General features: G+C 73.4%; 25 protein-coding genes. 8 read left to right on the forward strand and 17 right to left on the reverse strand.

What is annotated here, in order from left to right:
- Nucleotides 1–3: 3 nt before the first annotated feature.
- Complete coding sequence (locus ACA514_RS40000) at nucleotides 4–657, reverse strand: AIM24 family protein (protein WP_375046516.1); 654 nt, start codon at nucleotides 655–657, stop codon at nucleotides 4–6.
- A gap of 55 nt (nucleotides 658–712) precedes the next feature.
- Nucleotides 713–1,351 (reverse strand): AIM24 family protein, encoded by a 639-nt coding sequence (locus tag ACA514_RS40005; RefSeq protein ID WP_375046517.1) that lies wholly within the window; start codon nucleotides 1,349–1,351, stop codon nucleotides 713–715.
- 146 nt (nucleotides 1,352–1,497) lie between these two features.
- On the opposite strand from ACA514_RS40005, the gene ACA514_RS40010 reads away from it, so the two are divergent.
- The gene (locus ACA514_RS40010; RefSeq protein WP_375046518.1) at nucleotides 1,498–1,893 is read left to right on the forward strand and encodes an ABC transporter permease; all 396 of its coding nucleotides are present in this window, start codon (nucleotides 1,498–1,500) and stop codon (nucleotides 1,891–1,893) included.
- 104 nt (nucleotides 1,894–1,997) lie between these two features.
- Nucleotides 1,998–3,128 (forward strand): EAL domain-containing protein, encoded by a 1,131-nt coding sequence (locus ACA514_RS40015; protein WP_375046519.1) that lies wholly within the window; start codon nucleotides 1,998–2,000, stop codon nucleotides 3,126–3,128.
- Between the two features lie 30 nt (nucleotides 3,129–3,158).
- Here ACA514_RS40015 and ACA514_RS40020 read toward each other — a convergent pair whose 3' ends face one another.
- Together ACA514_RS40020 and ACA514_RS40025 are read right to left on the reverse strand one after the other, a co-directional pair.
- Nucleotides 3,159–3,869, reverse strand: coding sequence for a response regulator (locus ACA514_RS40020; protein ID WP_375046520.1), 711 nt, complete (start codon nucleotides 3,867–3,869; stop codon nucleotides 3,159–3,161).
- Between the two features lie 13 nt (nucleotides 3,870–3,882).
- Nucleotides 3,883–5,073: a sensor histidine kinase gene (locus ACA514_RS40025; protein WP_375046521.1), complete on the reverse strand. Its 1,191-nt coding sequence runs from the start codon at nucleotides 5,071–5,073 to the stop codon at nucleotides 3,883–3,885.
- 158 nt (nucleotides 5,074–5,231) lie between these two features.
- Between ACA514_RS40025 and ACA514_RS40030 the strand changes: the two genes are divergently transcribed.
- Together ACA514_RS40030 and ACA514_RS40035 are read left to right on the forward strand one after the other, a co-directional pair.
- Entirely contained in the window at nucleotides 5,232–5,417 is a 186-nt protein-coding gene (locus ACA514_RS40030; protein WP_375046522.1) for a hypothetical protein, read from the forward strand.
- A gap of 4 nt (nucleotides 5,418–5,421) precedes the next feature.
- Entirely contained in the window at nucleotides 5,422–6,000 is a 579-nt protein-coding gene (locus tag ACA514_RS40035; protein WP_375046523.1) for a hypothetical protein, read from the forward strand.
- Here the strand turns inward: ACA514_RS40035 and ACA514_RS40040 are convergent.
- The 13 genes from ACA514_RS40040 to argF all read right to left on the reverse strand — a co-directional run bounded on the left by ACA514_RS40040 (nucleotide 5,963) and on the right by argF (nucleotide 18,051).
- Complete coding sequence (locus ACA514_RS40040; protein ID WP_375046524.1) at nucleotides 5,963–6,751, reverse strand: class I SAM-dependent methyltransferase; 789 nt, start codon at nucleotides 6,749–6,751, stop codon at nucleotides 5,963–5,965. The two genes, ACA514_RS40035 and ACA514_RS40040, sit on opposite strands and share 38 nt — an antisense overlap.
- 106 nt (nucleotides 6,752–6,857) lie before the next feature.
- Complete coding sequence (locus tag ACA514_RS40045; protein ID WP_375046525.1) at nucleotides 6,858–7,211, reverse strand: metal-sulfur cluster assembly factor; 354 nt, start codon at nucleotides 7,209–7,211, stop codon at nucleotides 6,858–6,860.
- On the reverse strand, nucleotides 7,208–7,666 hold the full coding sequence (gene sufU / locus ACA514_RS40050; protein ID WP_375046526.1) for a Fe-S cluster assembly sulfur transfer protein SufU: 459 nt from the start codon (nucleotides 7,664–7,666) through the stop codon (nucleotides 7,208–7,210). Before sufU ends, ACA514_RS40045 begins: the two co-directional genes overlap by 4 nt.
- A gap of 62 nt (nucleotides 7,667–7,728) precedes the next feature.
- The gene (locus ACA514_RS40055) at nucleotides 7,729–9,012 is read right to left on the reverse strand and encodes a cysteine desulfurase (RefSeq protein WP_375046527.1); all 1,284 of its coding nucleotides are present in this window, start codon (nucleotides 9,010–9,012) and stop codon (nucleotides 7,729–7,731) included.
- Nucleotides 9,009–9,776, reverse strand: a complete 768-nt coding sequence (gene sufC / locus ACA514_RS40060; RefSeq protein ID WP_375046528.1) for a Fe-S cluster assembly ATPase SufC — start codon at nucleotides 9,774–9,776, stop codon at nucleotides 9,009–9,011. Before sufC ends, ACA514_RS40055 begins: the two co-directional genes overlap by 4 nt.
- A gap of 15 nt (nucleotides 9,777–9,791) precedes the next feature.
- Nucleotides 9,792–10,109 carry a bifunctional 3-phenylpropionate/cinnamic acid dioxygenase ferredoxin subunit gene (locus ACA514_RS40065; protein WP_375046529.1) on the reverse strand — a complete coding sequence of 106 codons (318 nt, stop codon included), beginning with the start codon at nucleotides 10,107–10,109 and terminating at the stop codon, nucleotides 9,792–9,794.
- On the reverse strand, nucleotides 10,106–11,248 hold the full coding sequence (gene sufD / locus ACA514_RS40070) for a Fe-S cluster assembly protein SufD (protein ID WP_375046530.1): 1,143 nt from the start codon (nucleotides 11,246–11,248) through the stop codon (nucleotides 10,106–10,108). The genes ACA514_RS40065 and sufD overlap by 4 nt, the downstream gene beginning before the upstream one ends.
- Nucleotides 11,248–12,657, reverse strand: a complete 1,410-nt coding sequence (gene sufB / locus ACA514_RS40075; protein WP_375046531.1) for a Fe-S cluster assembly protein SufB — start codon at nucleotides 12,655–12,657, stop codon at nucleotides 11,248–11,250. Before sufB ends, sufD begins: the two co-directional genes overlap by 1 nt.
- A complete protein-coding gene (locus tag ACA514_RS40080) occupies nucleotides 12,654–13,487 on the reverse strand; it encodes a helix-turn-helix transcriptional regulator (protein WP_375046532.1) in 834 nt (277 codons plus the stop codon). Before ACA514_RS40080 ends, sufB begins: the two co-directional genes overlap by 4 nt.
- A gap of 89 nt (nucleotides 13,488–13,576) precedes the next feature.
- Nucleotides 13,577–14,533 carry a universal stress protein gene (locus ACA514_RS40085; protein ID WP_375046533.1) on the reverse strand — a complete coding sequence of 319 codons (957 nt, stop codon included), beginning with the start codon at nucleotides 14,531–14,533 and terminating at the stop codon, nucleotides 13,577–13,579.
- Nucleotides 14,530–15,987, reverse strand: a complete 1,458-nt coding sequence (locus tag ACA514_RS40090; RefSeq protein ID WP_375046534.1) for an amino acid permease — start codon at nucleotides 15,985–15,987, stop codon at nucleotides 14,530–14,532. The genes ACA514_RS40085 and ACA514_RS40090 overlap by 4 nt, the downstream gene beginning before the upstream one ends.
- 67 nt (nucleotides 15,988–16,054) lie before the next feature.
- Complete coding sequence (arcC, locus tag ACA514_RS40095; protein WP_375046535.1) at nucleotides 16,055–16,990, reverse strand: carbamate kinase; 936 nt, start codon at nucleotides 16,988–16,990, stop codon at nucleotides 16,055–16,057.
- A 59-nt stretch (nucleotides 16,991–17,049) separates the two neighbouring features.
- Nucleotides 17,050–18,051: an ornithine carbamoyltransferase gene (gene argF, locus ACA514_RS40100; RefSeq protein ID WP_375046536.1), complete on the reverse strand. Its 1,002-nt coding sequence runs from the start codon at nucleotides 18,049–18,051 to the stop codon at nucleotides 17,050–17,052.
- A 201-nt stretch (nucleotides 18,052–18,252) separates the two neighbouring features.
- Between argF and ACA514_RS40105 the strand changes: the two genes are divergently transcribed.
- The 4 genes from ACA514_RS40105 (at nucleotide 18,253) to prcB (ending at nucleotide 21,795) form a co-directional block, all read left to right on the forward strand.
- The gene (locus ACA514_RS40105) at nucleotides 18,253–19,179 is read left to right on the forward strand and encodes an ABC transporter ATP-binding protein (RefSeq protein WP_375046537.1); all 927 of its coding nucleotides are present in this window, start codon (nucleotides 18,253–18,255) and stop codon (nucleotides 19,177–19,179) included.
- A complete protein-coding gene (locus tag ACA514_RS40110; RefSeq protein ID WP_375046538.1) occupies nucleotides 19,176–19,955 on the forward strand; it encodes an ABC transporter permease in 780 nt (259 codons plus the stop codon). The genes ACA514_RS40105 and ACA514_RS40110 overlap by 4 nt, the downstream gene beginning before the upstream one ends.
- A 3-nt stretch (nucleotides 19,956–19,958) precedes the next feature.
- Nucleotides 19,959–20,894, forward strand: a complete 936-nt coding sequence (locus ACA514_RS40115; protein WP_375046539.1) for a DMT family transporter — start codon at nucleotides 19,959–19,961, stop codon at nucleotides 20,892–20,894.
- Nucleotides 20,895–20,955: 61 nt separating this feature from the next.
- Nucleotides 20,956–21,795: a proteasome subunit beta gene (gene prcB, locus ACA514_RS40120; RefSeq protein ID WP_375046540.1), complete on the forward strand. Its 840-nt coding sequence runs from the start codon at nucleotides 20,956–20,958 to the stop codon at nucleotides 21,793–21,795.
- Nucleotides 21,796–21,840 lie beyond the last annotated feature (45 nt).

The following is a 21,840-nucleotide window of genomic DNA, read 5'->3' on the forward strand; positions in this document are numbered from 1 at the left end:
GGGTCAGATCTTCCTCTCGCTGGCCTGGACGTAGACGACGCCGGAGCCGCTCAGCTCGAGCTGGAACCCCTCGCCGGAGCCGCGCCCGATGAGGTCGCGCAGCCCCACCGCGGTGGTCAGCCTGTTCTGCACCTGACCGCGGTGGGCGACGTAGGCCTGGGGGTCGACGTGGACGGGGCGCTGCGGGCCGATCGGCAGCTCCATGACGCCGCCGTGCGACAGCAGCGCGCACGAGCCCTGCCCGGTCAGCGTGGTGGTGAACAGGCCCTGCCCGGTGACCGCGCCGCGCACGATGCCGCGCACGCCGCCCTGCTCGCCCATGAACATGGTCCCGACCTGCAGGGACGCGTCGTGCACCAGCAGCCGGTCGGCCTCCACGAACAGGGTGTCGCCGCCGCTCAGGTCGACGACGGACACGTGCAGCCCCGCGTGCCCGAACATGACCTCGCCCTGCCCGGTGACGTGCATCATCGCGCTGCGCTCGCCCGCGACGGCGCGTCCGATGGCGCCGCCGATGCTCTGCCCGGCCGTGGTGGACGGCGCGAACGACACCGCACCGGTGTAGCCGAGCATCGCGCCGCGCCTGCTGTAGACCTCCCGCCCGGGCCCGACGGGCACCTGGAGCATCTTGGAGGTGATCTTCTGGTAGCCCGGCATCAATACCTCCCGCGGGGGGACGACCCCCCGCACCCCCCGCACGACTTCGTCGTCATCAGATCTCCAGAATCCCGCCGCGTTCGGCCGGCTGGACGTAGACCAGCCCGTGCCCCTGGTACCGGAACTGGACGCTCTCGCCCGACCCCTGGCCGATGACCGTCCGCCAGTTGACGTCGGTGACGACGTCCTGCCGCAGCTGCCCGTGGTGGCCGACGTAGGCGTGCGGGTCGACCGACAGCGGCGTCTCGGGCGTCACCTCCAGCGCGATCGCCGGACCGTCGGACACGATCGCGACCGTGCCGTGCCCCTCGACCTTGGTGGTGGCGAGGCCCTGGCCGGTGCCCATCCCCCGCAGCCCGACGAACTGCACGCCGGTGCGCAGCCCGCCGTCCAGCGCCAGCAGGCTCTCCGACTCCACGAACAGGGCGTCGCCGGTCAGCTGGACCAGCGTCACCTCGGCGGCCTCGCTCGCCAGGTAGACGGTGCCCTCGCCGGCGACCTCCATCAGCGTCATGCCCTCGCCGGCGATCTTGCGCTTCAGCGCGCCGCGCAGCCCCTCTCCCCCGGTCATCCCCTCCCGTTTGAACGCCATCCGCCCCTCGTAGGCGACCATCGCGCCGTTCAGCGCCCTGATCGTCTCGCCGGCGAGATCGACGGCCAGCATCTTCGAGCCGTTCAGTCGAAATTGCGCCACGAGGGGAGAAGATACCGGCCGGAACCCCCCGTGGTCCGGGCATCCGCGCACCTCGCGGGACCGCCCGCGGCCGCGAAGGGACCCACATCGCGGCGGACCGGCGCGTTGCCCGTCCCGCGCGTCCGCCGATCGGGAAGGATGGGCCCATGTGGATCGCTCCCGAACGCCGGGGTCTCGGCCGGTGGGCCGTGCCCGGGCTCGTCCTCGGCGCCGGAGTGGTGGTCGGCGGCGTGCTCGCCGCCGACGAACGCTACGGCACGGCCCTCATCGCGTTCGCCGCCCTCGCCTGCTACGCCGGCTACCTGGCCTTCCGGCGCAACGAGCCGGCGCTGCCGGTCAGCGAGCGCTTCGGCTCCGGGCACCGCGCCCGCACCCACCTGCGCGCGTCGGCGATGACCGGGGACGTGCTGACGATCGCGGTGATCGGCGGGCTCGTCGTGCAGGCGCTGCGCGGCGGCGACATCACCGCCTACGTCTGGCTGGCCGCCGTCGCCGGGGTCACCTACGCGCTGTCGGCGCTGATCGGCGGCCGCGGGCTGTGAGCGCCGCCCGGCGCCATGATCCACGCCGCGACCTGCGGAGAATTGTGCGTTAACTTCTCCTGACAAGAGCGGTTCCGGGTGCTTCGGGGCGGCATGATGCCGCTGTGTCAGCCGTAGATGTCCTGGTCCCGGCGCGGGCGGTGTTCCATCCGGTGGTCGATCTCGGCACCGGCACCGTGGTGGCCGTGGAGGCGCACGCGGGGCCGCCCGCCGCGTCGGCGCCGCCGCCGCGCGTCGATCCCGTGTCCGAGGACCTGCGGCGCGCCGCCGAGGCGGCCCGCGCCGCGGCGGACCTCCGCACGCCGCTGCCGCTCCAGATCGGCCTGCGCGCCGAGACGCTGGCCTTCGGCGACCCGGTCCTCGCCGAGCTGCACCAGGGCTTCGCCGGGACCGGCCGCCGCCCCCAGGAGATCATCATCTGCGTCACCGGGGGCTTCCCGCCCGCGCAGCGGGCCCCGGTCACCGCGGCGCTGGCCGCGCTGCGGCGGGCCGGGTACCTGGTCGGGCTCGGCGGGGTCGGCGCCGCGCACGCCCCGCTCGACCTGCTCGCCGACGGCGCGTCCTACCTGCTCAAGCTCGATCCGGCGCTGGCCCGCCGGGCGCCGGCCGAACCGCGCCGCACCGCCCTCGTGGCGAGCCTGGTGGAGCTGGCGCACCGGCTGGAGACGCACGTCCTGGCGCCGGGCCTGGAGACCGGCGAGCAGGTGCTGCACCTGCGCGAACTCGGGGTCCGGCTCGTCCAGGGGCCGGCGCTGGCGCCGCCGGAGTGGCGGCCGGGGATGCCGATCACCGTGCCCGTCGCGGCGCCCGGCGCGCCCGAGCCGCGCGTGCGCCCCGAACTCGGGCCCCGCGTGTCGGAGTTCACGCTCCCCGGCGTCACGATGCCGCACACGGCGACCGCCGGCGAGGTGCTGGACGCGCTGAACGCCGAGACGGGCACCACCAGCATCGTGCTGGTCGACGAGCGGCAGCGGCCGCGCGCCACCGTGGACCGGACGCGCTTCCTGCTGCGGCTGTCGGGCGCCTACGGGCACGCGCTGCACGCGCACCGGCCCGCCGTGCGGCTGGCCGATCCGCCGCGTCCGGTCCCGCGCACGGTGCCGGCCGTGGCGGCGCTGCGCGCGGCGGGACAGGAGGACGAGCGCGTCTACGACGACCTGGTGGTGGTCGACGAGGTGGGCCGCTGCCTCGGGATCGTCCGCGTCGCCGACCTGATCCGCGGCCTGTCCCCCTGAACCGCCGCCCCGCGCGCCCGCCGGGCCGGGTCAATCGGCGCTGAGACCGCCGCTGCTCGGCCGGGGCCCGTCCGGGGACGCGTGATCGCCGGGCCCCGCCCGGAGGCCCGCGGCGGCCATCTCCTGGGCGAGGATGGCCGCCTGGACGCGGCTGCGCAGCCCGAGCTTGCCCAGGATGCGGCTGACGTGCGTCTTCGTGGTCGTCTCCGCCATCGACAGGCGCCGCGCGATCTCCCCGTTCGACAGCCCCTCGCCCAGGCAGCCGAGCACCTCCCGCTCGCGCGGGGTGAGCTCCGCCAGCGCCGCCGGGCCGGGCACCGGCGGCTCGGGACGGGCCGCGAACGCGCCGATCAGCCGGCGCGTCACCGCCGGCGCGATGATCCCCTCCCCGGCCGCGACGGTCCGCACCGCCTCCACCAGCCGGTCGGCGTCCACGTCCTTCAGCAGGAACCCGGCGGCGCCCGCGCGCAGCGCGCCGAACACGTACTCGTCCAGGTCGAACGTGGTCAGCACCAGCACGTCCGCGAACCCGGCGATCTGCCGGGTGGCGCTGATGCCGTCCAGCCGCGGCATCCGCACGTCCATCAGCACCACGTCGGGGCGCAGCTCCCGGGCCAGTTCGACGGCCCGCTCGCCGTCGGCGGCCTCGCCGACCACCCGCACGTCCGGCGCCGCGCCGAGGATCAGCACCAGGCCCGCGCGCACCGCCGCCTGGTCGTCGGCCACCAGCACCTCGATCATGCCGCCACCTCCTTCACAGGGCTGCCTCCCCGCCGCGCGCGGGCTCGCCGTCCACCGGCAGCTCGGCGTGCACCAGCCAGTGCCCGCCGTCCGGCCCGGCGGCGAACTCCCCGCCGAGGATCGCCGCCCGCTCCCGCATGCCGATCAGCCCGCTGCCCGACCCCGGCAGCCCGGCGCCGTCCCCGAGGGGGCTCAGCACGTCGATCAGCACCCGTCCCCCCGCGTACCGGACCGACACCTCGGCGCGGCCCGGCCCGGCGTGCTTCAGCGCGTTGGTCAGCGACTCCTGGACGATCCGGTAGGCCGCCAGCTCCACCGGCGCCGGCAGCTCCGGCAGCTCGCCGCCCGTCCGCAGCCGGGCCGACAGGCCGGGGCGGGCGGTGCGGTCCACGAGCCGGGCGAGGCCGGCCAGCCGCGGCGCCTCCGCCGGGTCGGCGCCCTCCCCCTCGCGCAGCAGCCCGATCATCCGCCGCATCTCCGCCAGGCCCTGCACGCTGTTCTCCCGGATCACCGTCATCGCCCGGTCCAGGCCGTCCCGGTCCAGGTCGCGGACCTTCAGCACGGCCGAGGAGTGCAGCGCGACGGCGCTCAGATGGTTGGCGATCACATCGTGCAGCTCGCGCGCCATCCGGGCGCGCTCGGCGCCGACGGCGGCGCGCCGGTCCAGCTCGGCCAGGCGCGCCACCTGCTCGGCGCGCTGCCGCTCCGCCTCCGCCCGGGACCGGTGCTCCCGGACGAGCATCGCGGTGAGCACCGGCGTCACCCACACCGCCGCGGCGAGCGCGCCGGCGACCACGCCCAGCGCGAGGTCGCGCGCCGCCGCGGCCGCGCCGGCCGTGACCGCCGCCGTCGCGGCGACGGTCGCGCCGAGCAGCCATTCGGCGGTGCGGCGCCGCCGCCCGTACAGGCTCGCCGCGTACAGCGCGTCCCCGTAGATCATCGCGGTGGCGATGGACGGCCCGAACGCCACGTCGAGGAAGTTGAACGGGGTCGAGATCGCCAGCGCGCTGAGCGGCGCCGTCCGCCTGAGCAGCATGGCCGCGCACAACCCCGCCAGCGGCACCAGCCGCGCCCAGCCCGGCGGCCAATGGTCCGTCCACGTGCTGTAGCCGTGCGCCGCCAGCAGCACCAGCCCGGCGGCCACGGACCCCGCGGCGATGAGCGCGTCCTGCGGCGTGGTGAGACGGCGGGCCTTGGAGAGCACGGAACCATCTCAGCATCCCGCGGCGACCGCCTCGTCCACCTCGCTGAGGGTGGCGCGTACATCCTTCGGAGGACCCCGAGAACCTCATCGCCGACGACGCCGGGCCGCCCCCGCGTCCCCGACCATCGAGAGGGACAGCGAATCCAGGGGAGCACGCCATGCGGACCATCGGGGTCATCGTCGCCGCCGTCGGCTTCATCTCGGCCGCGTACCACTACACGGGCGGCGAGAACATCGAGCTGATGAAGTGGTCGGAAGGCCATCAGCCGCTCGCCGGCCTCGGCGTCGGCGTCGCCGGGCTGCTCGTGGCCGCGGCGGGCGCCGCCCTGTCCCGGGACCGGTGACGCGATGCTGGTCGCCGTCATCGCGGGCTGCGAGATCGGCTTCTGGGTCGTCCTCGCGGCGGGCCTGCTCGCCCGCTACCCGCTGCGGATGCGCAGGACCGGCGCGGCGCTCCTGCTGGGCGTCCCGCTGGTCGACCTGGTCCTGCTGGCGGCCACGGTGATCGACCTGCGGAGCGGGGCGACCGCCGGCTTCCCGCACGGTCTCGCGGCGGCCTATCTCGGCTACTCGGCCGCGTTCGGGCACAGCATGGTCCGCTGGGCCGACGAGCGGTTCGCGCACCGCTTCGCGGGCGGCCCGCCGCCGCGGCGCAAGCCGCCGCACGGCCGGGCGCGCATCCGCTACGAGTGGATGGAGTTCGGCAAGGCCGCCATCGCGACGGCGATCGGATGCGCGCTGCTGCTCGCGATGATCGCGCTGGTCGGCGACCCCGGCCGCACCGCGGCCCTCACCGGCTGGACGGCCCGGCTGGGCCTGGTGCTCGCGGTGTGGTCGCTGTGGCCGATCACCCACACGCTGTGGCCGTCCAGGCCCAAGAAGCCCGCGGCTAGAGGACGGCCCGCGCGGCGCGTGCGGCCAAGGTGACGATCGGCAGGTCGAACTCGCCCTCCGCCGTCTCCGGCGTCGCCCGCAGGTGCGCGATGATCCGGTCCGTCACGGCCGCCCGCTCCGCCTCGTCGAGTACGAGCATGTGCGAGTGCGTCCCGATCGTCGCCGCCATCGACTCGGCGGTCCGGCGCTGCGCGTGCGGGAACTCCGCCCGCTCGAACGCCGGGAACCACGCGCTCTCGGGCAGCCCCTTCGGCCGCCAGTTCCGCAACGACACGCTGCTGCGGGAGATCCGCTTCATCTCCGCGACCCACGGCACCCGGTCGTCGTCGGTGTTCCACAGCCCGGCGAGCACGCCGCCGTCCGCCAGCACCCGGTGGATCTCCGGCAGGGCCCGGTCGAGATCGAACCAGTGCATCGCCTGCCCCACCAGCACCGCGTCGACCGCGCCGTCCGGCAGCGGGATCGCCTCCGCGCCGCCCTCCAGCGCCCGCACGCCCGGCACCGCGCGCCGCAGCTCGTTCAGCATCGCCGCGTCCGGCTCCACCGCGACGAGGCGTCCGGCCTCGACCCCGTTGCGCAGCAGCACCTGTGTCAGCTTGCCGGTCCCGGCCGCCAGGTCCAGCACGCGCGGCGGCCTCGTTCCGGCCACGGGCTCCAGCGCCCACGTGACCGCCGCGTCCGGGTAGTCCGGCCGCTCCCGCGCGTACGCGGCGGCGCTCCCCCCGAACGACGAGGCGCGCCGCGCCACCAGTTCCGCGTCATCGTCAGGAAAGGCATCTTTCACATCGCCCCACCCTAACCGCCTCTTGAACACCTCGGAGTTCCCTCAGGTACACGTGAGGCCGCGCCCCGGTGCGGGGCGCGGCCTCGTGCGGCGTGCGGCGTGCGGGTCAGACGTTGAAGCCGAGGGCGCGGAGCTGGTCGCGGCCCTCGTCGGTGATCTTGTCCGGGCCCCACGGCGGCAGCCAGACCCAGTTGATCTTGACGTCCTTGACCAGGCCCTCCAGCGCGCTGTGCGCCTGGTCCTCGATCACGTCGGTGAGCGGGCAGGCGGCGCTGGTGAGGGTCATGTCGAGGGTGGCGACCTCGTCGGTCAGGTCGATCCCGTAGATCAGGCCGAGGTCGACCACGTTGATGCCGAGCTCGGGGTCGACGACGTCCTTCAGCGCCTCGAGGATCTCCTCGTCGGGGACGGTGCCGGCCGCGGCGGTCGCGGGGGTCTCCTCCGGTGCGGTGTCGCTCATGATGCCTCTCCGAGTGCGCGGGCGGTCGCGTCCTTCCACGCCATCCAGGCGAGCAGGGCGCATTTGATCCTGGCGGGGTACTTCGACACCCCGGCGAAGGCTACGGCGTCCTCGAGGACGTCCTCGTTCGGCTCGGCGTCCCGGCCGCGCGACTGCATCAGCGCCAGGAACTCCTCCTGGACCGCCATCGCCTCCTTGACGGACTTGCCGATGATCAGATCGGACATCACCGACGCGCTGGCCTGGCTGATCGAGCAGCCCATGGCGTCGTACGAGACGTCCGCCACCGCGGCGTCCTGGCCGGCGCCGTCCAGATGGACGCGGAGCGTCACCTCGTCCCCGCAGGTGGGGTTGACGTGGTGCGCCTCGCCTTCGAACGGCTCCCGCAGCCCCTTGTGCAGGGGGTTGCGGTAATGGTCCAGGATGACCTCCTGGTACATCGCCTCCAGCTGCATGGCGTCCTTTCCAAGCCTTTCTCGCTACAACCGGGCCAGGGCGCGGGCTGTTCCGGGGACCGTCAGGAGACGGTGCCGAAGAACTTCTGGGCCTGCCTGACCCCTTCGGCGAGCGCGTCGATGTCCGACAGCGTGTTGTAGAGGTAGAACGTCGCGCGGGTGGTGGCCGGGATGCCGAAGCGGCGGCAGATCGGCCACGCGCAGTGGTGCCCGACGCGCACCTCGACGCCCAGGTCGTCCAGCACCTGGCCGACGTCGTGCGGGTGGATGCCCTCGACGGTGAACGACACCGCCCCGCCGCGCGCCTCGGTGGTGCCCGGGCCGATGACCCGGACGCCGGGGACCTCGCCGAGCCGCTCCAGCGCGTAGGCGGTCAGCGCCACCTCGTGGGCGTGGACCCGGTCCATGCCGATCTCGGCCAGGTAGTCGCAGGCCGCGCCGAGCCCGATCGCCTGCGCGGTCATCGGGACGCCGGCCTCGAAGCGCTGCGGCGGCGGCAGGAACGTGGTCGACTCCATGTGGACGACCTCGATCATGGAACCGCCGGTGATGAACGGCGGCATGGCCGCCAGCAGCTCCGAGCGCCCCCACAGCACGCCGATGCCGGTCGGGCCGAGCATCTTGTGCCCCGAGAACGCCAGGAAGTCGGCGCCCAGCTCGGCGACGTCCACCGGCTGGTGCGGGACCGACTGCGCGCCGTCCAGCAGGACGAGCGCGCCGACGGCGTGCGCCCGGTCGACGATCCGCTTGATCGGCGGGACCGTTCCGAGCACGTTCGACTGGTGCGTCAGCGCGACGATCTTCGTGCGCTCGCTGACCAGCTCGTCGAGGTTCTCCAGGTCGAGGCGGCCCTCGTCGGTGATGCCGAACCAGCGCAGGGTCGCGCCCGTGCGCAGGCACAGCTGCTGCCACGGGACGAGGTTGGCGTGGTGCTCCATCTCCGAGACCACGATCTCGTCGCCGGGACCGACCCTGAACCGCTCGGCCTCGGGTCCCGCGGTGGCGGCGTTGCTCATCGCGTACGCCACGAGGTTGATGCCCTCGGTGGCGTTCTTGGTGAACACGATCTCGCCGGGCGTCGCGCCGATGAACCGGGCGATCGACGCGCGGGCGTTCTCGTACGCCTCGGTCGCCTCCTCGGCGAGCAGGTGCGCCCCGCGGTGCGGCGCCGCGTTGTGCCGCTCGTAGAACTCGCGCTCGGCGTCCAGGACCCGCGTCGGCTTCTGCGACGTCGCGCCGGAGTCGAGGTAGATCAGCGGGCGGCCGCCGCGGACGGTCCGCTGCAGCAGCGGGAAGTCCTTCTTGAGCTCCTCGGGGAGCAGCGTCCCCTCGGCCAGAAGCGTCATGCCGTCGCCTCCGCCCTCACGTACTTCTCGTAGCCCTCGTTCTCCAGCTGGTCGGCCAGCTCGGGGCCGCCCTCGGCGACGACGCGGCCGGCGGCGAAGACGTGCACGAAGTCCGGCTTCACGTACCGCAGGATGCGCGTGTAGTGGGTGATCAGCAGGACGCCGGTCGCACCGCCCGCGGAGAACCGGTTGACGCCCTCGGAGACGACCTTCAGCGCGTCGACGTCCAGGCCGGAGTCGGTCTCGTCCAGCACGGCGACCTTCGGCTTGAGCAGCTCCAGCTGGAGGATCTCGTGCCGCTTCTTCTCGCCGCCGGAGAAGCCCTCGTTCAGGCTGCGCTGCGCGAACGCCGGGTCGATGGAGAGGTCCTCCATCGCCTGCTTCATCTCCTTGGCGAACTCGCGCAGCTTCGGCGCCTCGCCGCGCACCGCGGTGACCGCCGAGCGCAGGAAGTTGGACACCGAGACGCCGGGCACCTCGACCGGGTACTGCATCGCCAGGAACAGGCCGGCGCGGGCGCGCTCGTCGACGGACATGCCGAGCACGTCCTCACCGTCCAGCGTCACCGCGCCGGAGGTCACCTGGTACTTGGGGTGGCCGGCGACGGCGTAGGCGAGGGTGGACTTGCCGGAGCCGTTCGGCCCCATGAGCGCGTGGGTCTCGCCGGCCTTGACGGTCAGGTCGACCCCGCGCAGGATCTCCTTCGTCCCGTCGGGACCGTCGGCGACGGAGACGTGGAGGTCGCGGATCTCAAGCGTGGCCATGGTGGTTGTCGTTCCTCAATCGTCGGAGCCGAGCGAGACGTAGACGTCGCCGTCCTCGACCTTGACCTTGTAGGTGGCGACCGGCTGCGTGGCCGGCGGGTTGGTGGGCTTGCCGGTGCGCAGGTCGAAGCAGGACCCGTGCAGCCAGCACTCGATGGTGCCGTTGTAGATCTCGCCCTCGGACAGCGACACCTCGGCGTGCGAGCAGATGTCGTTGACGGCGTAGACCTCGCCGCCGGTGCGGGCCAGCGCGACCGGCGTCTCGCCGATCTCGACGCCGAGGGCCCCGTCCTCGGGGATCTCCTCCAGGGCGCACACCTTGAGGTAGCTCATCGCCCCTCCGCGCGCACGTCCAGTTCGGCCTCGATCGCCTCGGCGACCTTCTCGCGGACCTCGGCGACCTCGATCCGCTCGATGAGCTGGCCGAGGAACCCGCGGACCACCATGCGGCGCGCCTCGTCGAAGGTGATGCCGCGGGCCTGCAGGTAGAACAGGTGCTCGTCGTCGAGCCGCCCGGACGCCGAGGCGTGCCCGGCGCCGGCGACCTCGCCGGTGAGGATCTCCAGGTTCGGCACCGAGTCGACCCGCGTCCCGTCGGTCAGGACGAGGTTGCGGTTCAGCTCGTAGGTGTCGGTGCCCTCCGCCTCCGCGCGGATGATCACGTCGCCGATCCACACGGCGTGCGCGTCCTGGTCCTGCAGCGCGCCGCGGTAGTCGACGCGGCTGCGGCAGTTCGGCTTCGTGTGATCGACCAGCAGCCGGTGCTCCAGGTGCTGGCCGCCGTCGGCGAAGTACACCCCGTACAGCTCGGCGTCGCCGCCGGGCCCGTCGTAGGCGACCGACGGCGAGATCCGCACGACGTCGCCGCCGAGCGAGACGTTGTGCGAGACGAACCGGGCGTCGCGGCCGAGCCTGGCGTGCTGGTGCGAGACGTGCACGCTGTCGTCCGCCCAGTCCTGCAGGCTGATCACCGAGAGGCGGGCGCCGTCGCCGACGACGAACTCGACGTTGTCGGCGTAGGTCGCCGAGCCGCGGTGCGCGAGCACCACGGTCGCCTCGGCGAACGGCTCCAGGATCACGGTGGTGTGCCCGTAGGCGGCGGCCGAGGCGTCCTCGCCGCGCAGCCGCAGCACGGTCGGCGCCGAGGCGACGACCTCCTTCGGCACGGTGACGACGGTGGCGTGCGTGAACGACGTCCACGCCTGCGCGCTGACCCGGTCGGCGGGCGCGTAGGCCCGGCCGAGCCGGGCGTCGTCGCGCCCGACGGTCTCGACGGTCACCTCAGGCGCCGCCTCGACCTCGGCGATGACCTTGCCGTTCGGCTCGGCGGTGCCGTTGTGCAGGCCGCGCAGCCGGCGCAGCGGGGTGAACCGCCACTCCTCCTCGCGGCCGGTGGGGACGTCGAAGTCGCCCACGTCGTGCGATGCCTTCTCGTGCAGGGTCGAGAGCGGCTTGCCGGTCTCCAGCCCCATCAGCCGACGGCCCCTTCCATCTGCAGCTCGATCAGCCGGTTCAGCTCGAGCGCGTACTCCATCGGCAGCTCGCGCGCGATGGGCTCGACGAACCCGCGCACGATCATCGCCATCGCCTCGTCCTCGGTCATGCCGCGGCTCATGAGGTAGAACAGCTGGTCCTCCGACACCTTGGAGACGGTGGCCTCGTGGCCCATCTCCACGTCGTCCTCGCGGACGTCGACGTAGGGGTAGGTGTCGGACCGGCTGATCTGGTCGACCAGCAGCGCGTCGCACTTGACGGTGGACTTGCTGTGCTCGGCGCCCTCCTGGATCTGCACCAGCCCGCGGTAGGAGGTGCGGCCGCCGCCGCGCGCCACCGACTTGGAGATGATGCTGCTGGAGGTGTTCGGCGCGGCGTGCACCATCTTGGCGCCGGCGTCCTGGTGCTGGTCCTCGCCGGCGAACGCGATCGACAGGGTCTCGCCCTTGGCGTGCTCGCCGAGCAGGTAGATCGCCGGGTACTTCATGGTGACCTTGGAGCCGATGTTGCCGTCGACCCACTCCATGGTCGCGCCCTCGTAGGCGACGGCGCGCTTGGTCACCAGGTTGTAGACGTTGTTGGACCAGTTCTGGATGGTCGTGTAGCGGACGCGGGCGTCCTTCTTCACGACGATCTCGACCACGGCGGAGTGCAGCGAGTCCGACTTGTAGATCGGGGCGGTGCAGCCCTCGACGTAGTGGACGTAGGAGCCCTCGTCGGCGATGATCAGCGTCCGCTCGAACTGGCCCATGTTCTCGGTGTTGATCCGGAAGTAGGCCTGCAGCGGGATCTCGACGTGCACGCCCGGCGGCACGTAGATGAACGAGCCGCCCGACCACACGGCGGTGTTGAGCGCGGCGAACTTGTTGTCGCCGACCGGGATCACGGAGCCGAAGTACTCCTGGAAGATCTCCGGGTGCTCGCGCAGGCCGGTGTCGGTGTCGACGAAGATGACGCCCTTCTCCTCAAGGTCCTCGCGGATCTTGTGGTAGACGACCTCCGACTCGTACTGGGCGGCGACGCCGGCGATGAGGCGCTGCTTCTCCGCCTCGGGGATGCCGAGCTTGTCGTAGGTGTTCTTGATGTCCTCGGGGAGCTCCTCCCAGGACGCCGCCTGCTTCTCGGTGGAGCGGACGAAGTACTTGATGTTCTCGAAGTCGATGGCCGACAGGTCCGAGCCCCAGGTGGGCATCGGCTTCTTGTCGAACAGCCGCAGCCCCTTGAGGCGCAGGTCGAGCATCCAGTCCGGCTCGCTCTTCTTGCCCGAGATGTCGCGGACGACGTCCTCGTTCAGGCCGCGCCGCGCGGAGGCACCGGCCTTATCGGAGTCGGCCCAGCCGAACTTGTACCTGTCAAGCCCCTCCAGCTCGGGGTGGGCTGTAGTCATAGGGACGTCCTCCCGGACTCCTCGTCACTGATCAGTGTCTGTTCGGGGGACCGCTCCCCCGCGTCCCCGCCAGGGGCGACGCTTGCGGCGGGACCGTCCGCCGCCTCCGTTCCGCACAGGGAACGGGGGCTGACGTGGGTGGTGCAGATCCCGTCGCCGTGGGCGATGGTGGCCAGCCGCTGGACGGGGGTGCCCAGCAGCCGGCTGAACGCCTCGGTCTCGGCCTCGCACAGCTGCGGGAACTCCGCCGCCACGTGCGCGACCGGGCAGTGGTGCTGGCACAGCTGCTCGCCGCCGCCCGGCTGGGGCGCCTTTCCGGCGGCGGCCGCGTAGCCGTCGCCCGACAGCGCCTCGGCGAGCGTGCGGACCCGCTGCTGCGGCGGCGCGTCCTGCACGACGGGCCGGTAGCGCCGCTCCAGGTCGGCGATCTGCCGGCGGGCGAACTCGGCGACCGCGTGGTCGCCGGCCGTCTCGGCCAGGAACCGCAGCGCGCTGCCCGCCAGGTCGTCGTAGGCGTGCACGAACGCGTTGCGTCCCGCGTCGGTGATCGCGAACCACTTGGCGGGACGGCCCCGGCCGCGCCGGGTCTGCGGCGTCCGCGCCTTGCGGACCTCGATCATGCCCTCGGCCAGCAGCGCGTCCAGGTGCCGGCGGATCGCGGCGGGGGTGAGCCCCATGCGTTCGCCGAGCGTGGACGCCGTGACCGGGCCGTGCTCGAGGATCAGCCTCGCCACCCGGGCGCGGGTGTCGCGCTCGGTGTGGGAGGAGGCCGACGGCACGCCGGAAGGGCGCACGGGTGCGCTCTCCGGGGTCGTCCGATCCTCGCTCACGTTTTTCACAACATCAGTGTGCCGTAATTACTTCCCGCGAAACACCGGATCGCGAATGTTCTGGCTCACGCAGGTTAGCCTTACCTAACCTATTCCCGCTGGGCGAAAGCGCCCGCGGCCCCGCGCGGCAGGACGAGCACCGGGCACGGCGCGGCACGGACGATCTTGCCGGCCCCCTCGCCGAGGAAGACCTTGCGCAAGGGCCCGTGATGACTGGAAAGGCACGCCAGCAGTTCACCCGGCAGCATATCCACGGAGGCCAGCGCCTTGCCGATTCCCGTGCCGGCCACCGCCTCGGTCCCGACCACCGCCCCTTCTCCCGCGGCGCCGCCGAGCCGCCCGGCGGCATGCGCCAGGTCCTCCTCCGCCCGGGCCACCTGCCGCGCCATGGCGTCGTCGGCATTGCGCAGCCGGGCGGACAGCCCCGGCGGCCTCAGGACGAGCGTGACCAGCCGCATCGGCAGCGCCAGCGCGCGGGCGGTCCGCGCCGCCGCCTGGAGCGGGCCGTCCACGTCCGGCCGCCGCCAGTAGGCCACGGTGAGCCGCTCGAACTGGTCCGGGGCCTGCGCCGCGTACCCGCGCGGCGCCAGCAGCACCGGCACCGGCGACCCGTGCAGCAACTGGTCCGCGGTGCTGCCGATGGCGACGCGCCCCCGCCGGCCGCGCGGCGCCGAGCCGATCACGATCAGGTCGGCGCCGGTCTCGGCCGCCACCTCGATCAGCCCGCGCCCGCTGCCCCGGTGCGCGTGCACCCGCAGGTCCGTCCGCCGCGCCGGCACGTTCAGCTCCGCCAGCCGCCCGGCCGCCCGCTCCAGCGCCTCGCGCGCCCTGTCCTTCAGGTAGCCGACCCATTCGGCGTCGACCGAGCCCGGGCCGCGCGCGGGCCAGGCCGGCGGATGCACGTTCGCCACGGTCAGCCGGACGTCCGCCACCGTCCGCGGGGCCTTCACCGCCCGCAGCACCAGCGCGGCCAGGGCCAGCGCGTCGTCGCCGCGCTCGTCCGGGGAGTAGCCGGCGAGCACCCGCAGCCCCGGCGCCGCGCTCATCGCGGTTCCTTTCCGGGGACGCCGGACGGTTCCGCCGCCAGGCGCGAGTGGCGGCGCCCGTACAGGAAGTAGGCGACCAGCCCGACCGCGGTCCACAGGGCGAACACCACCCAGGTCACCCCGCCCAGGCCGACCATCAGGTACACGCACAGCGCGATGCCGATCAGCGGCGTCAGCGGATAGAACGGCGTACGGAAACTGCGCGGAAGCTCGGGCCTGGTCCTGCGCAGCACGATGACGCCCACGCTGACCAGCGCGAACGCGAACAGCGTGCCGATGCTCGTGGCGTCCACCAGCCGGCCGAGCGGGACGACTGCGGCCAGCACGCCGATGAACGCCGCGACGATGACGGTGTTGGCGACCGGCACCGCCCGGCGCGGGCTGACCCGCTGGAACACGTGCGGGACGAGGCCGTCCCGCGACATCGCGAACAGGATGCGGGTCTGCCCGTACATGACGGTGAGGACGACGCTGGCGATGGCGACCACCGCGCCGAGCGACAGGATCATCGACGGCCAGGCCCGCCCGGTCGCCTGGTCCAGCACCAGGGCCAGCGACGCCTCCGAGCCGCTCAGCGAGAACCGGGTCCAGTGCATCGCGCCGACCGCGGCCAGCCCGACCAGCACGTACACCGCCGTCACGATCGCCAGCGACAGGACGATCGCCATGGGCAGGTCGCGGCGCGGGTTGCGCGCCTCCTCGCCGGCGGTGGACGCGGCGTCGAAGCCGATGTAGGAGAAGAACACCTTGGACCCGGCGGCGCTGACGCCCGCCCAGCCCATCGGCGCGAACGGGCTGAGGTTCCCCGAGTGGAACGCGGTGAAGGCGACCGCGCAGAAGAACAGCAGCACCGTGATCTTCAGGAACACCATGACCGTGTTGGCGCGGGCGCTCTCGGACGTGCCGCGCAGCAGCAGCAGCGCCGCGATCGCCACCACGATCACGCCCGGGACGTTGATCAGCCCGCCGTCCCCCGGCGGGTTGCTGATCGCGGCCGGCATCGTGCCGCCGACCGCCTTGTCGAAGAACTCGTTGAGGTAGGAGCCCCAGCCGACCGCGACCGCCGACACCGAGACCGCGTACTCCAGCAGCAGGCACCATCCGCACACCCACGCCACCAGCTCGCCCAGCGTGGCGTAGGCGTAGGAGTACGACGAGCCGGACACCGGGATCGTCCCGGCCAGCTCGGCGTAGGACAGCGCGGAGAACAGCGCGGTCACCGCGGCGAGCACGAACGACAGCACCACCGCCGGGCCCGCCTTCGGCACCGCCTCCCCGAGCACGACGAAGATCCCGGTGCCGAGGGTCGCGCCCACGCTGAACAGGGTCAGCTGCAGCAGGCTCATCGAGCGCTTCAGCTCGCCGCCCTCGCCCTGCCCGCCCTCGGCGACGATCCGGTCGACGGGCTTGGTCCGCAGCAGGGTCCGCGCGAACGTCTCCGGGCCCGCGGTCACCGTGCGCTCCCGTTCACAGAGGTGTTCCCGTTCGACCGGCTGCTCCCATTCACAGGGCTGCTCCCGTTCACAGGGTGCTCTCCAGCGGCCAGGTCGCGTTCGGCGTCACGATCGTGCCGGCCCTGCCGGCGAGGATGTCCACGCACTGGTCGAGCAGCCCGATCGCGGCCATGTCGCCGGTGCGCTCCACGAACCCGGTGACCGCGCCGACCTTCGGCCCCATCGACCCGGCCGGGAACTCCACGCCGCGCAGCTCGTACGGGGTGGTGTGGGCGATCGGCTCCTGCCGGTCCGTCCCGTAGTCGCGCATGACGTTCGGGACGTCGGTCAGGATCAGCAGCGCGTCCGCGTCCAGCGTCTCGGCCAGCACGGCCGCGGTGAGGTCCTTGTCGATCACCGCCTCGACGCCCTCCAGCCGGCCGACGTCGTTGCGGACCACCGGGACGCCGCCGCCGCCCGCGCACACCACGACCGTCCCGGCCCGCACCAGCTCCCTGATCAGCCGGATCTCGATCACCCGCTGCGGCTTCGGCGAGGGCACCACGCGGCGCCAGCGCTCCCCGTCCCGCCGGACGGTCCAGCCGTGCTCGGCGGCCAGCCGCTCGGCCTCCGCGCGCTCGTAGACCTGCCCGACGAACTTGGTCGGGTCCTGGAACGCCGGGTCCACCGCCGACACCAGCGTCTGGTTGACCATCGCCATCACCTGGCGGCCGGGCAGCGCGTTCTGCAGCGCCTGCAGCATCCAGTACCCGATCATGCCCTGCGTCTCGGCGCCGAGGGTGTCCAGCGGGTACGGCCGGGTCAGCCGGTCGTCCCGCTCGCTCTCCAGCGCCAGCACGCCGATCTGCGGGCCGTTGCCGTGCGTGACGATCAGCTCGTGCCGTTCGGCGAGCGGCGCGAGCGCCCGGACGGCCCGGTCCACGTTCGCCCGCTGCAGCGCGGCGTCGGGCGTCTCGCCCCGCTTGACCAGCGCGTTCCCTCCGAGCGCGACGACGACGCGCATGTCCCCCCTCCCCGTGGGCGCCGCCCCGGCGCACCCGGCGGCGCCCGGCGCCCGGCCGCTCAGCCGAGCGTCGCGACCAGCACGGCCTTGATCGTGTGCATCCGGTTCTCGGCCTCGTCGAAGACGATCGAGGCGTCCGACTCGAACACCTCCTCGGTGACCTCCAGGGCCGCCAGCCCCGTCCTGCGGTAGATCTCCTCGCCGACCTGCGTCTCCCTGTTGTGGAAGGCGGGCAGGCAGTGCATGAACCGCACGCCCGGGTTGCCGGTCGCCCGCATCACCTCGGAATTCACCTGGTACGGCTGGAGCAGCGCGACCCGCTCGTCCCAGACCTCCGCAGGCTCGCCCATCGACACCCACACGTCGGTGAGGACGAAGTCGGCGCCGCGCACGCCCTGCGCGACGTCCTCGGTGATGGTGATCTCGGCGCCGGTCCTGGCCGCGACCGCGTTGGCGGGCTTGACGACCGCCTCCTCGTCCGGCCACAGCGCCCTGGGCGCGACGATCCGGACGTCCATGCCGAGCAGCGCCCCCGCCGCCACGTACGAATTTCCCATGTTGTTGCGGGCGTCGCCCAGGTAGGCGTACGTGACGTCGCGCAGCGGCTTCTCGCTGTGCTCGCGCATGGTGAGCATGTCGGCGAGCATCTGCGTCGGGTGCCATTCGTCGGTCAGGCCGTTCCACACCGGGACGCCCGCGTGTTCGGCCAGCTCCTCCACGTACCGCTGCCGCGACCCCCGGTACTGGATGCCGTCGAACATCCGGCCGAGCACGCGCGCGGTGTCCTTCATCGACTCCTTGTGGCCGATCTGGGAGCCGGCCGGGTCGAGATAGGTCACGTGGGCGCCCTGGTCGTGCGCGGCCACCTCGAACGCGCAGCGCGTCCGGGTCGAGGTCTTCTCGAAGATCAGCGCGATGTTGCGGCCCTCGAGGCGGCGCCGCTCCGTCCCGCTGTACCTGGCGGCCTTCAGCTCGGCGGCCAGGTCGATCAGGAAGCCGAACTCCTTCGGGGTGAGGTCCAGCTCGCGGACGAGGCTGCGCCCGCGCAGGTTGTAGGCCATCGGTCCCCGGTCTCCCGTTCGGCATGCCGCGAGGCCACCGGGCCACCCCGGTGACAGGGCGAGAGCTTCCCTGCGTCCCGGCGGGCGAAACTAGATCCACTCCGGCACCCGCCCCCGGTGCTGCGCCTTTACCGCTCCTTCACCCGCGCACCGGCGGCACCCCGCGCGGGCGCACCGGGCGGCGGACCTAAACTCATTGCCATGACAACCCCCGGAGACGGCGCCGTCGAGCTGGACGGGCTCGTCAAGCGCTATGGCACGGCGACGGCCGTGGACGGCCTGTCGTTCGGCGCCGCCCGGGGCGCCGTCACCGCGCTGCTCGGCCCGAACGGCGCGGGCAAGACCACCACGATCGAGATCTGCGAGGGCTTCCGCCGCGCCGACGCGGGCACCGTCCGCGTCCTCGGCCTGGACCCGGTCGCCGACGCGCGGGCCCTCAAACCGCGGGTCGGGGTGATGCCGCAGTCGGGCGGGGTGCCCGGCACCGCGAAGGGCGCCGAGTTCCTGCGGCTGGTCGCCTCGTTCCACGCCACCCCGCTGGACCCCGCGGCGCTGCTGGAGCGGCTCGGCCTCACCGAGCACGCCCGCACCCCGTTCCGGCGGATGTCGGGCGGGCAGCAGCAGCGGCTGTCGCTGGCCGTCGCCGTGGTCGGCCGGCCCGAGCTGGTGTTCCTGGACGAGCCCACCACCGGCCTCGACCCGCAGGCGCGGCACGCCACCTGGGAGCTGATCGAGGAGCTGCGCGCGGCCGGGGTGTCGCTGGTGCTCACCACGCACAACATGGAGGAGGCCGAGCGGCTCGCCGACCGGGTCGTGATCGTCGACCACGGCAAGGTCGTCGCCGAGGGCAGCCCGCAGGAGCTGACCGGCGCCGAGCGGCAGCTGCGCTTCCGCGCCCGTCCCGGCCTCGGCCTGGAGGAGCTGCTGTCGGCGCTGCCCGCCGGCAGCGCCGCCAAGGAATCTCCTGCCGGGCACTACCTGATCGAGGCCGACGTCCGGCCGGAGCTGCTCGCCACCGTCACCGCCTGGTGCGCCTCGCACGGCGTGCTGACCGAGGACCTGCGCATCGAGCGCCGCACGCTGGAGGACGTCTTCCTCGAACTGACCGGACGGGAGCTGCGCTCATGACCACCACTCCGGCCGCGCTGGACCTGTCGCCCGCGCCGGGCGCCGTCCCGCTGCCGCGGATGATCCTGGCGCAGGCCGCCTACGAGTTCCGGGCCGTGGTGCGCAACGGCGAGCAGCTGCTGCTCACCCTGATCATCCCGGTGGTGCTGCTGACGCTGTTCAGCGCCACCTCGCTGCTGGACCTCGGGTCCGGCCGCCGGGTCGACTTCCTCGCCCCCGGCATCCTCGCGCTCGCGGTGATGTCCACCGCGTTCACCGGGCAGGCGATCGGCACCGGCTTCGAGCGCCGCTACGGCGTGCTCAAGCGGCTCGGCGCCACGCCGCTGCCGCGCGGCGGCCTCATCGCCGCCAAGACGCTGTCGGTGGTCGCCGTCGAGACCCTGCAGGCGGTCGTGGTGTGCGCGGTCGCGCTGGCGCTCGGCTGGCACCCGCACGGCGACCCCGTCTCGGTGATCGTCCTGCTGCTGCTCGGCACGGCCGCGTTCAGCGGGTTCGGGCTGCTGATGGCCGGGACGCTGCGCGCCGAGGCCACCCTCGCCGCCGCCAACCTGGTGTACATCCTGCTGCTGGCCGTCGGCGGCGTGGTGTTCCCGCTCGACAAGTTCCCCGGCGGCGTCCGGGACGTGCTGGAGCTGCTGCCCGTCGCGGCGCTCGCGGACGGGCTCCGCCAGGTGCTGCGGCACGGCGCGGCGTTCCCCGGCAAGCCGCTGCTGGTCCTCGCGGTGTGGGCGGTCGCCGGCCTCGCCCTCGCCGCCCGCTTCTTCCGCTGGGAGTGATCGTTGGCACTCGCCGAGGCCCCCGGGTCCTATGGTGCGGCGGGCCGTGCGGCCCGCCGCGTCCGCACGCTGTCGCTCGGCTCGGTGCCGCCGCCCGCCATGATCCTGCTCGGCATCGTGTCCGTGCAGGTCGGGGCGGGCCTGGCCAAGCACCTGTTCGAGCGGCTGCCGCCGACGTCGGTGGTGTCGATCCGGCTGCTCGCGTCGGCGCTCGTGCTGGGCTTCCTCGCCCGCAAGGGGCTGCGGACGATCCTGCGCGACCACTCCTGGACGAGCCTGGCGGTCGTCGCGGGGTACGGGATCGCGCTCGCGGGCATGAACTTCGCGTTCTACCAGGCGCTGTCCCGCATCCCCCTGGGCGTCGCGGTGACCATCGAGTTCCTCGGGCCGCTGTCGGTCGCCATCGCCGGCTCGCGCCGTCCCCGGGACCTGCTGTGGGTGGCCCTGGCGGGCGCGGGCGTGCTGATGCTCGCCCGCGGCGGCGGCGAGGTCGGCCTCGCCGGCATCCTGTTCGCGCTGCTCGCCGCGGTCGGCTGGGCGGCCTACATCCTGCTCACCGCCGCCACCGGCCGCCGGATCCCCGGCACCACCGGCCTCGCGCTCGCCAGCGTCATCGGGACGCTGGTCATGCTGCCGGGCGGCATCGCGGCCGGCGGCGGCGCCGTGCTCGACCCGTGGCTGCTGCTGATCGGGCTCGGGGTGGGACTGCTGTCGTCGGTCATCCCCTACTCGCTGGAGCTGGAGGCGCTGCGGCGGGTGCCCGCCCGCGTGTTCGGCATCCTGATGAGCCTCGAACCCGCCGTCGCCGCGCTGGTGGGCGTGGTCGTGCTCGGCGAGATCCTCACCGGGCGGCAATGGGCCGCCATCGCCTGCGTCATCGTGGCCTGCGCGGGCGCCACGCGGGGGCAGAAGGAACCGCCCGGGGCACCGGAGGCGTGATACGCGTGGCAGGATCGGTGGAAGGATGATCGCAGCACCGTCGCCGTGGAGGGGAGCCGCCGTGACCGGCCGGACCGATGACCAGGGACTGCCGCCGGAGTTCTTCGAGGCGGGGTCGGCGTCGTTCGTCGACTTCCTGCGCCTGCACTCGCCCGGCCTGCTGCCCGTCAACCGGGTGCCGGGCGCCGGGACCGTCCCGGAGCTGCCGCACGGCACCACCGTGCTGGCGCTGACGTTCCCGGGCGGGGTGATGATGGCCGGGGACCGCCGCGCCACCCAGGGCAACCGCATCGCCAACCGCGAGCTGGACAAGGTCCAGCGGGCCGACGAGTACTCCGCCGTGGCCTTCGCCGGGACGGTGGGGCTCGCGCTGGAGATGGTCCGGCTGTTCCAGGTCGAGCTGGAGCACTACGAGAAGATGGAGACGGTCCCGCTGTCGCTGCCGGGCAAGGCCCGCCGGCTCGGCGCCGTCATCCAGGCCAACCTGGCCCAGGCCATGCAGGGCCTCGCGGTCGTCCCGCTGTTCGCCGGGTTCGACCCCGACTCCGCCGACGCGCGGATCTACACCTACGACATCACCGGCGCCCCGCAGCTCGCCCGCGACTACCACGCGGACGGCTCCGGCTCGCCCTACGCGCTGGGCGCGATGAAGAAGCTGTACCGGCGCGACCTGTCGCTGGAGGACGCCGCGACGGTGTGCGTCCAGGCCCTGTACGACGCGGCCGAGGACGACTCGGCCACCGGCGGCCCCGACCCGGCCCGCCGCATCTACCCGACGATCGCGGCCGTGACCGCGGACGGGTACCGGCGGCTGCCCGAGGAGCAGGTCGCCGCGATCTCCGCCGAGGTGCTGGAGGGCCGGATGAGCGCCCCGGACGGCCCGGTCGCGCCGCTGCGCTGACCCGCCGGTGACGCGGGGCGGAGCGGGGTCACGGCTCGACTGCGC

This window comes from Actinomadura sp. NTSP31 (assembly GCF_041951385.1).
GTDB lineage: Bacteria > Actinomycetota > Actinomycetes > Streptosporangiales > Streptosporangiaceae > Spirillospora > Spirillospora napierensis.

Excerpts from the sequence above, each read along its gene's own strand:
- ACA514_RS40000 (WP_375046516.1), bottom strand. The coding sequence starts at position 657 with ATGCCGGGCTACCAGAAGATCACCTCCAAGATGCTCCAGGTGCCCGTC.
- ACA514_RS40010 (WP_375046518.1), top strand. The coding sequence starts at position 1,498 with ATGTGGATCGCTCCCGAACGCCGGGGTCTCGGCCGGTGGGCCGTGCCC.
- ACA514_RS40020 (WP_375046520.1), bottom strand. The coding sequence starts at position 3,869 with ATGATCGAGGTGCTGGTGGCCGACGACCAGGCGGCGGTGCGCGCGGGC.
- ACA514_RS40030 (WP_375046522.1), top strand. The coding sequence starts at position 5,232 with ATGCGGACCATCGGGGTCATCGTCGCCGCCGTCGGCTTCATCTCGGCC.
- ACA514_RS40035 (WP_375046523.1), top strand. The coding sequence starts at position 5,422 with ATGCTGGTCGCCGTCATCGCGGGCTGCGAGATCGGCTTCTGGGTCGTC.
- ACA514_RS40045 (WP_375046525.1), bottom strand. The coding sequence starts at position 7,211 with ATGAGCGACACCGCACCGGAGGAGACCCCCGCGACCGCCGCGGCCGGC.
- sufU (WP_375046526.1), bottom strand. The coding sequence starts at position 7,666 with ATGCAGCTGGAGGCGATGTACCAGGAGGTCATCCTGGACCATTACCGC.
- ACA514_RS40055 (WP_375046527.1), bottom strand. The coding sequence starts at position 9,012 with ATGACGCTTCTGGCCGAGGGGACGCTGCTCCCCGAGGAGCTCAAGAAG.
- sufC (WP_375046528.1), bottom strand. The coding sequence starts at position 9,776 with ATGGCCACGCTTGAGATCCGCGACCTCCACGTCTCCGTCGCCGACGGT.
- ACA514_RS40065 (WP_375046529.1), bottom strand. The coding sequence starts at position 10,109 with ATGAGCTACCTCAAGGTGTGCGCCCTGGAGGAGATCCCCGAGGACGGG.
- sufD (WP_375046530.1), bottom strand. The coding sequence starts at position 11,248 with ATGGGGCTGGAGACCGGCAAGCCGCTCTCGACCCTGCACGAGAAGGCA.
- sufB (WP_375046531.1), bottom strand. The coding sequence starts at position 12,657 with ATGACTACAGCCCACCCCGAGCTGGAGGGGCTTGACAGGTACAAGTTC.
- ACA514_RS40085 (WP_375046533.1), bottom strand. The coding sequence starts at position 14,533 with ATGAGCGCGGCGCCGGGGCTGCGGGTGCTCGCCGGCTACTCCCCGGAC.
- arcC (WP_375046535.1), bottom strand. The coding sequence starts at position 16,990 with ATGCGCGTCGTCGTCGCGCTCGGAGGGAACGCGCTGGTCAAGCGGGGC.
- argF (WP_375046536.1), bottom strand. The coding sequence starts at position 18,051 with ATGGCCTACAACCTGCGCGGGCGCAGCCTCGTCCGCGAGCTGGACCTC.
- ACA514_RS40105 (WP_375046537.1), top strand. The coding sequence starts at position 18,253 with ATGACAACCCCCGGAGACGGCGCCGTCGAGCTGGACGGGCTCGTCAAG.
- ACA514_RS40110 (WP_375046538.1), top strand. The coding sequence starts at position 19,176 with ATGACCACCACTCCGGCCGCGCTGGACCTGTCGCCCGCGCCGGGCGCC.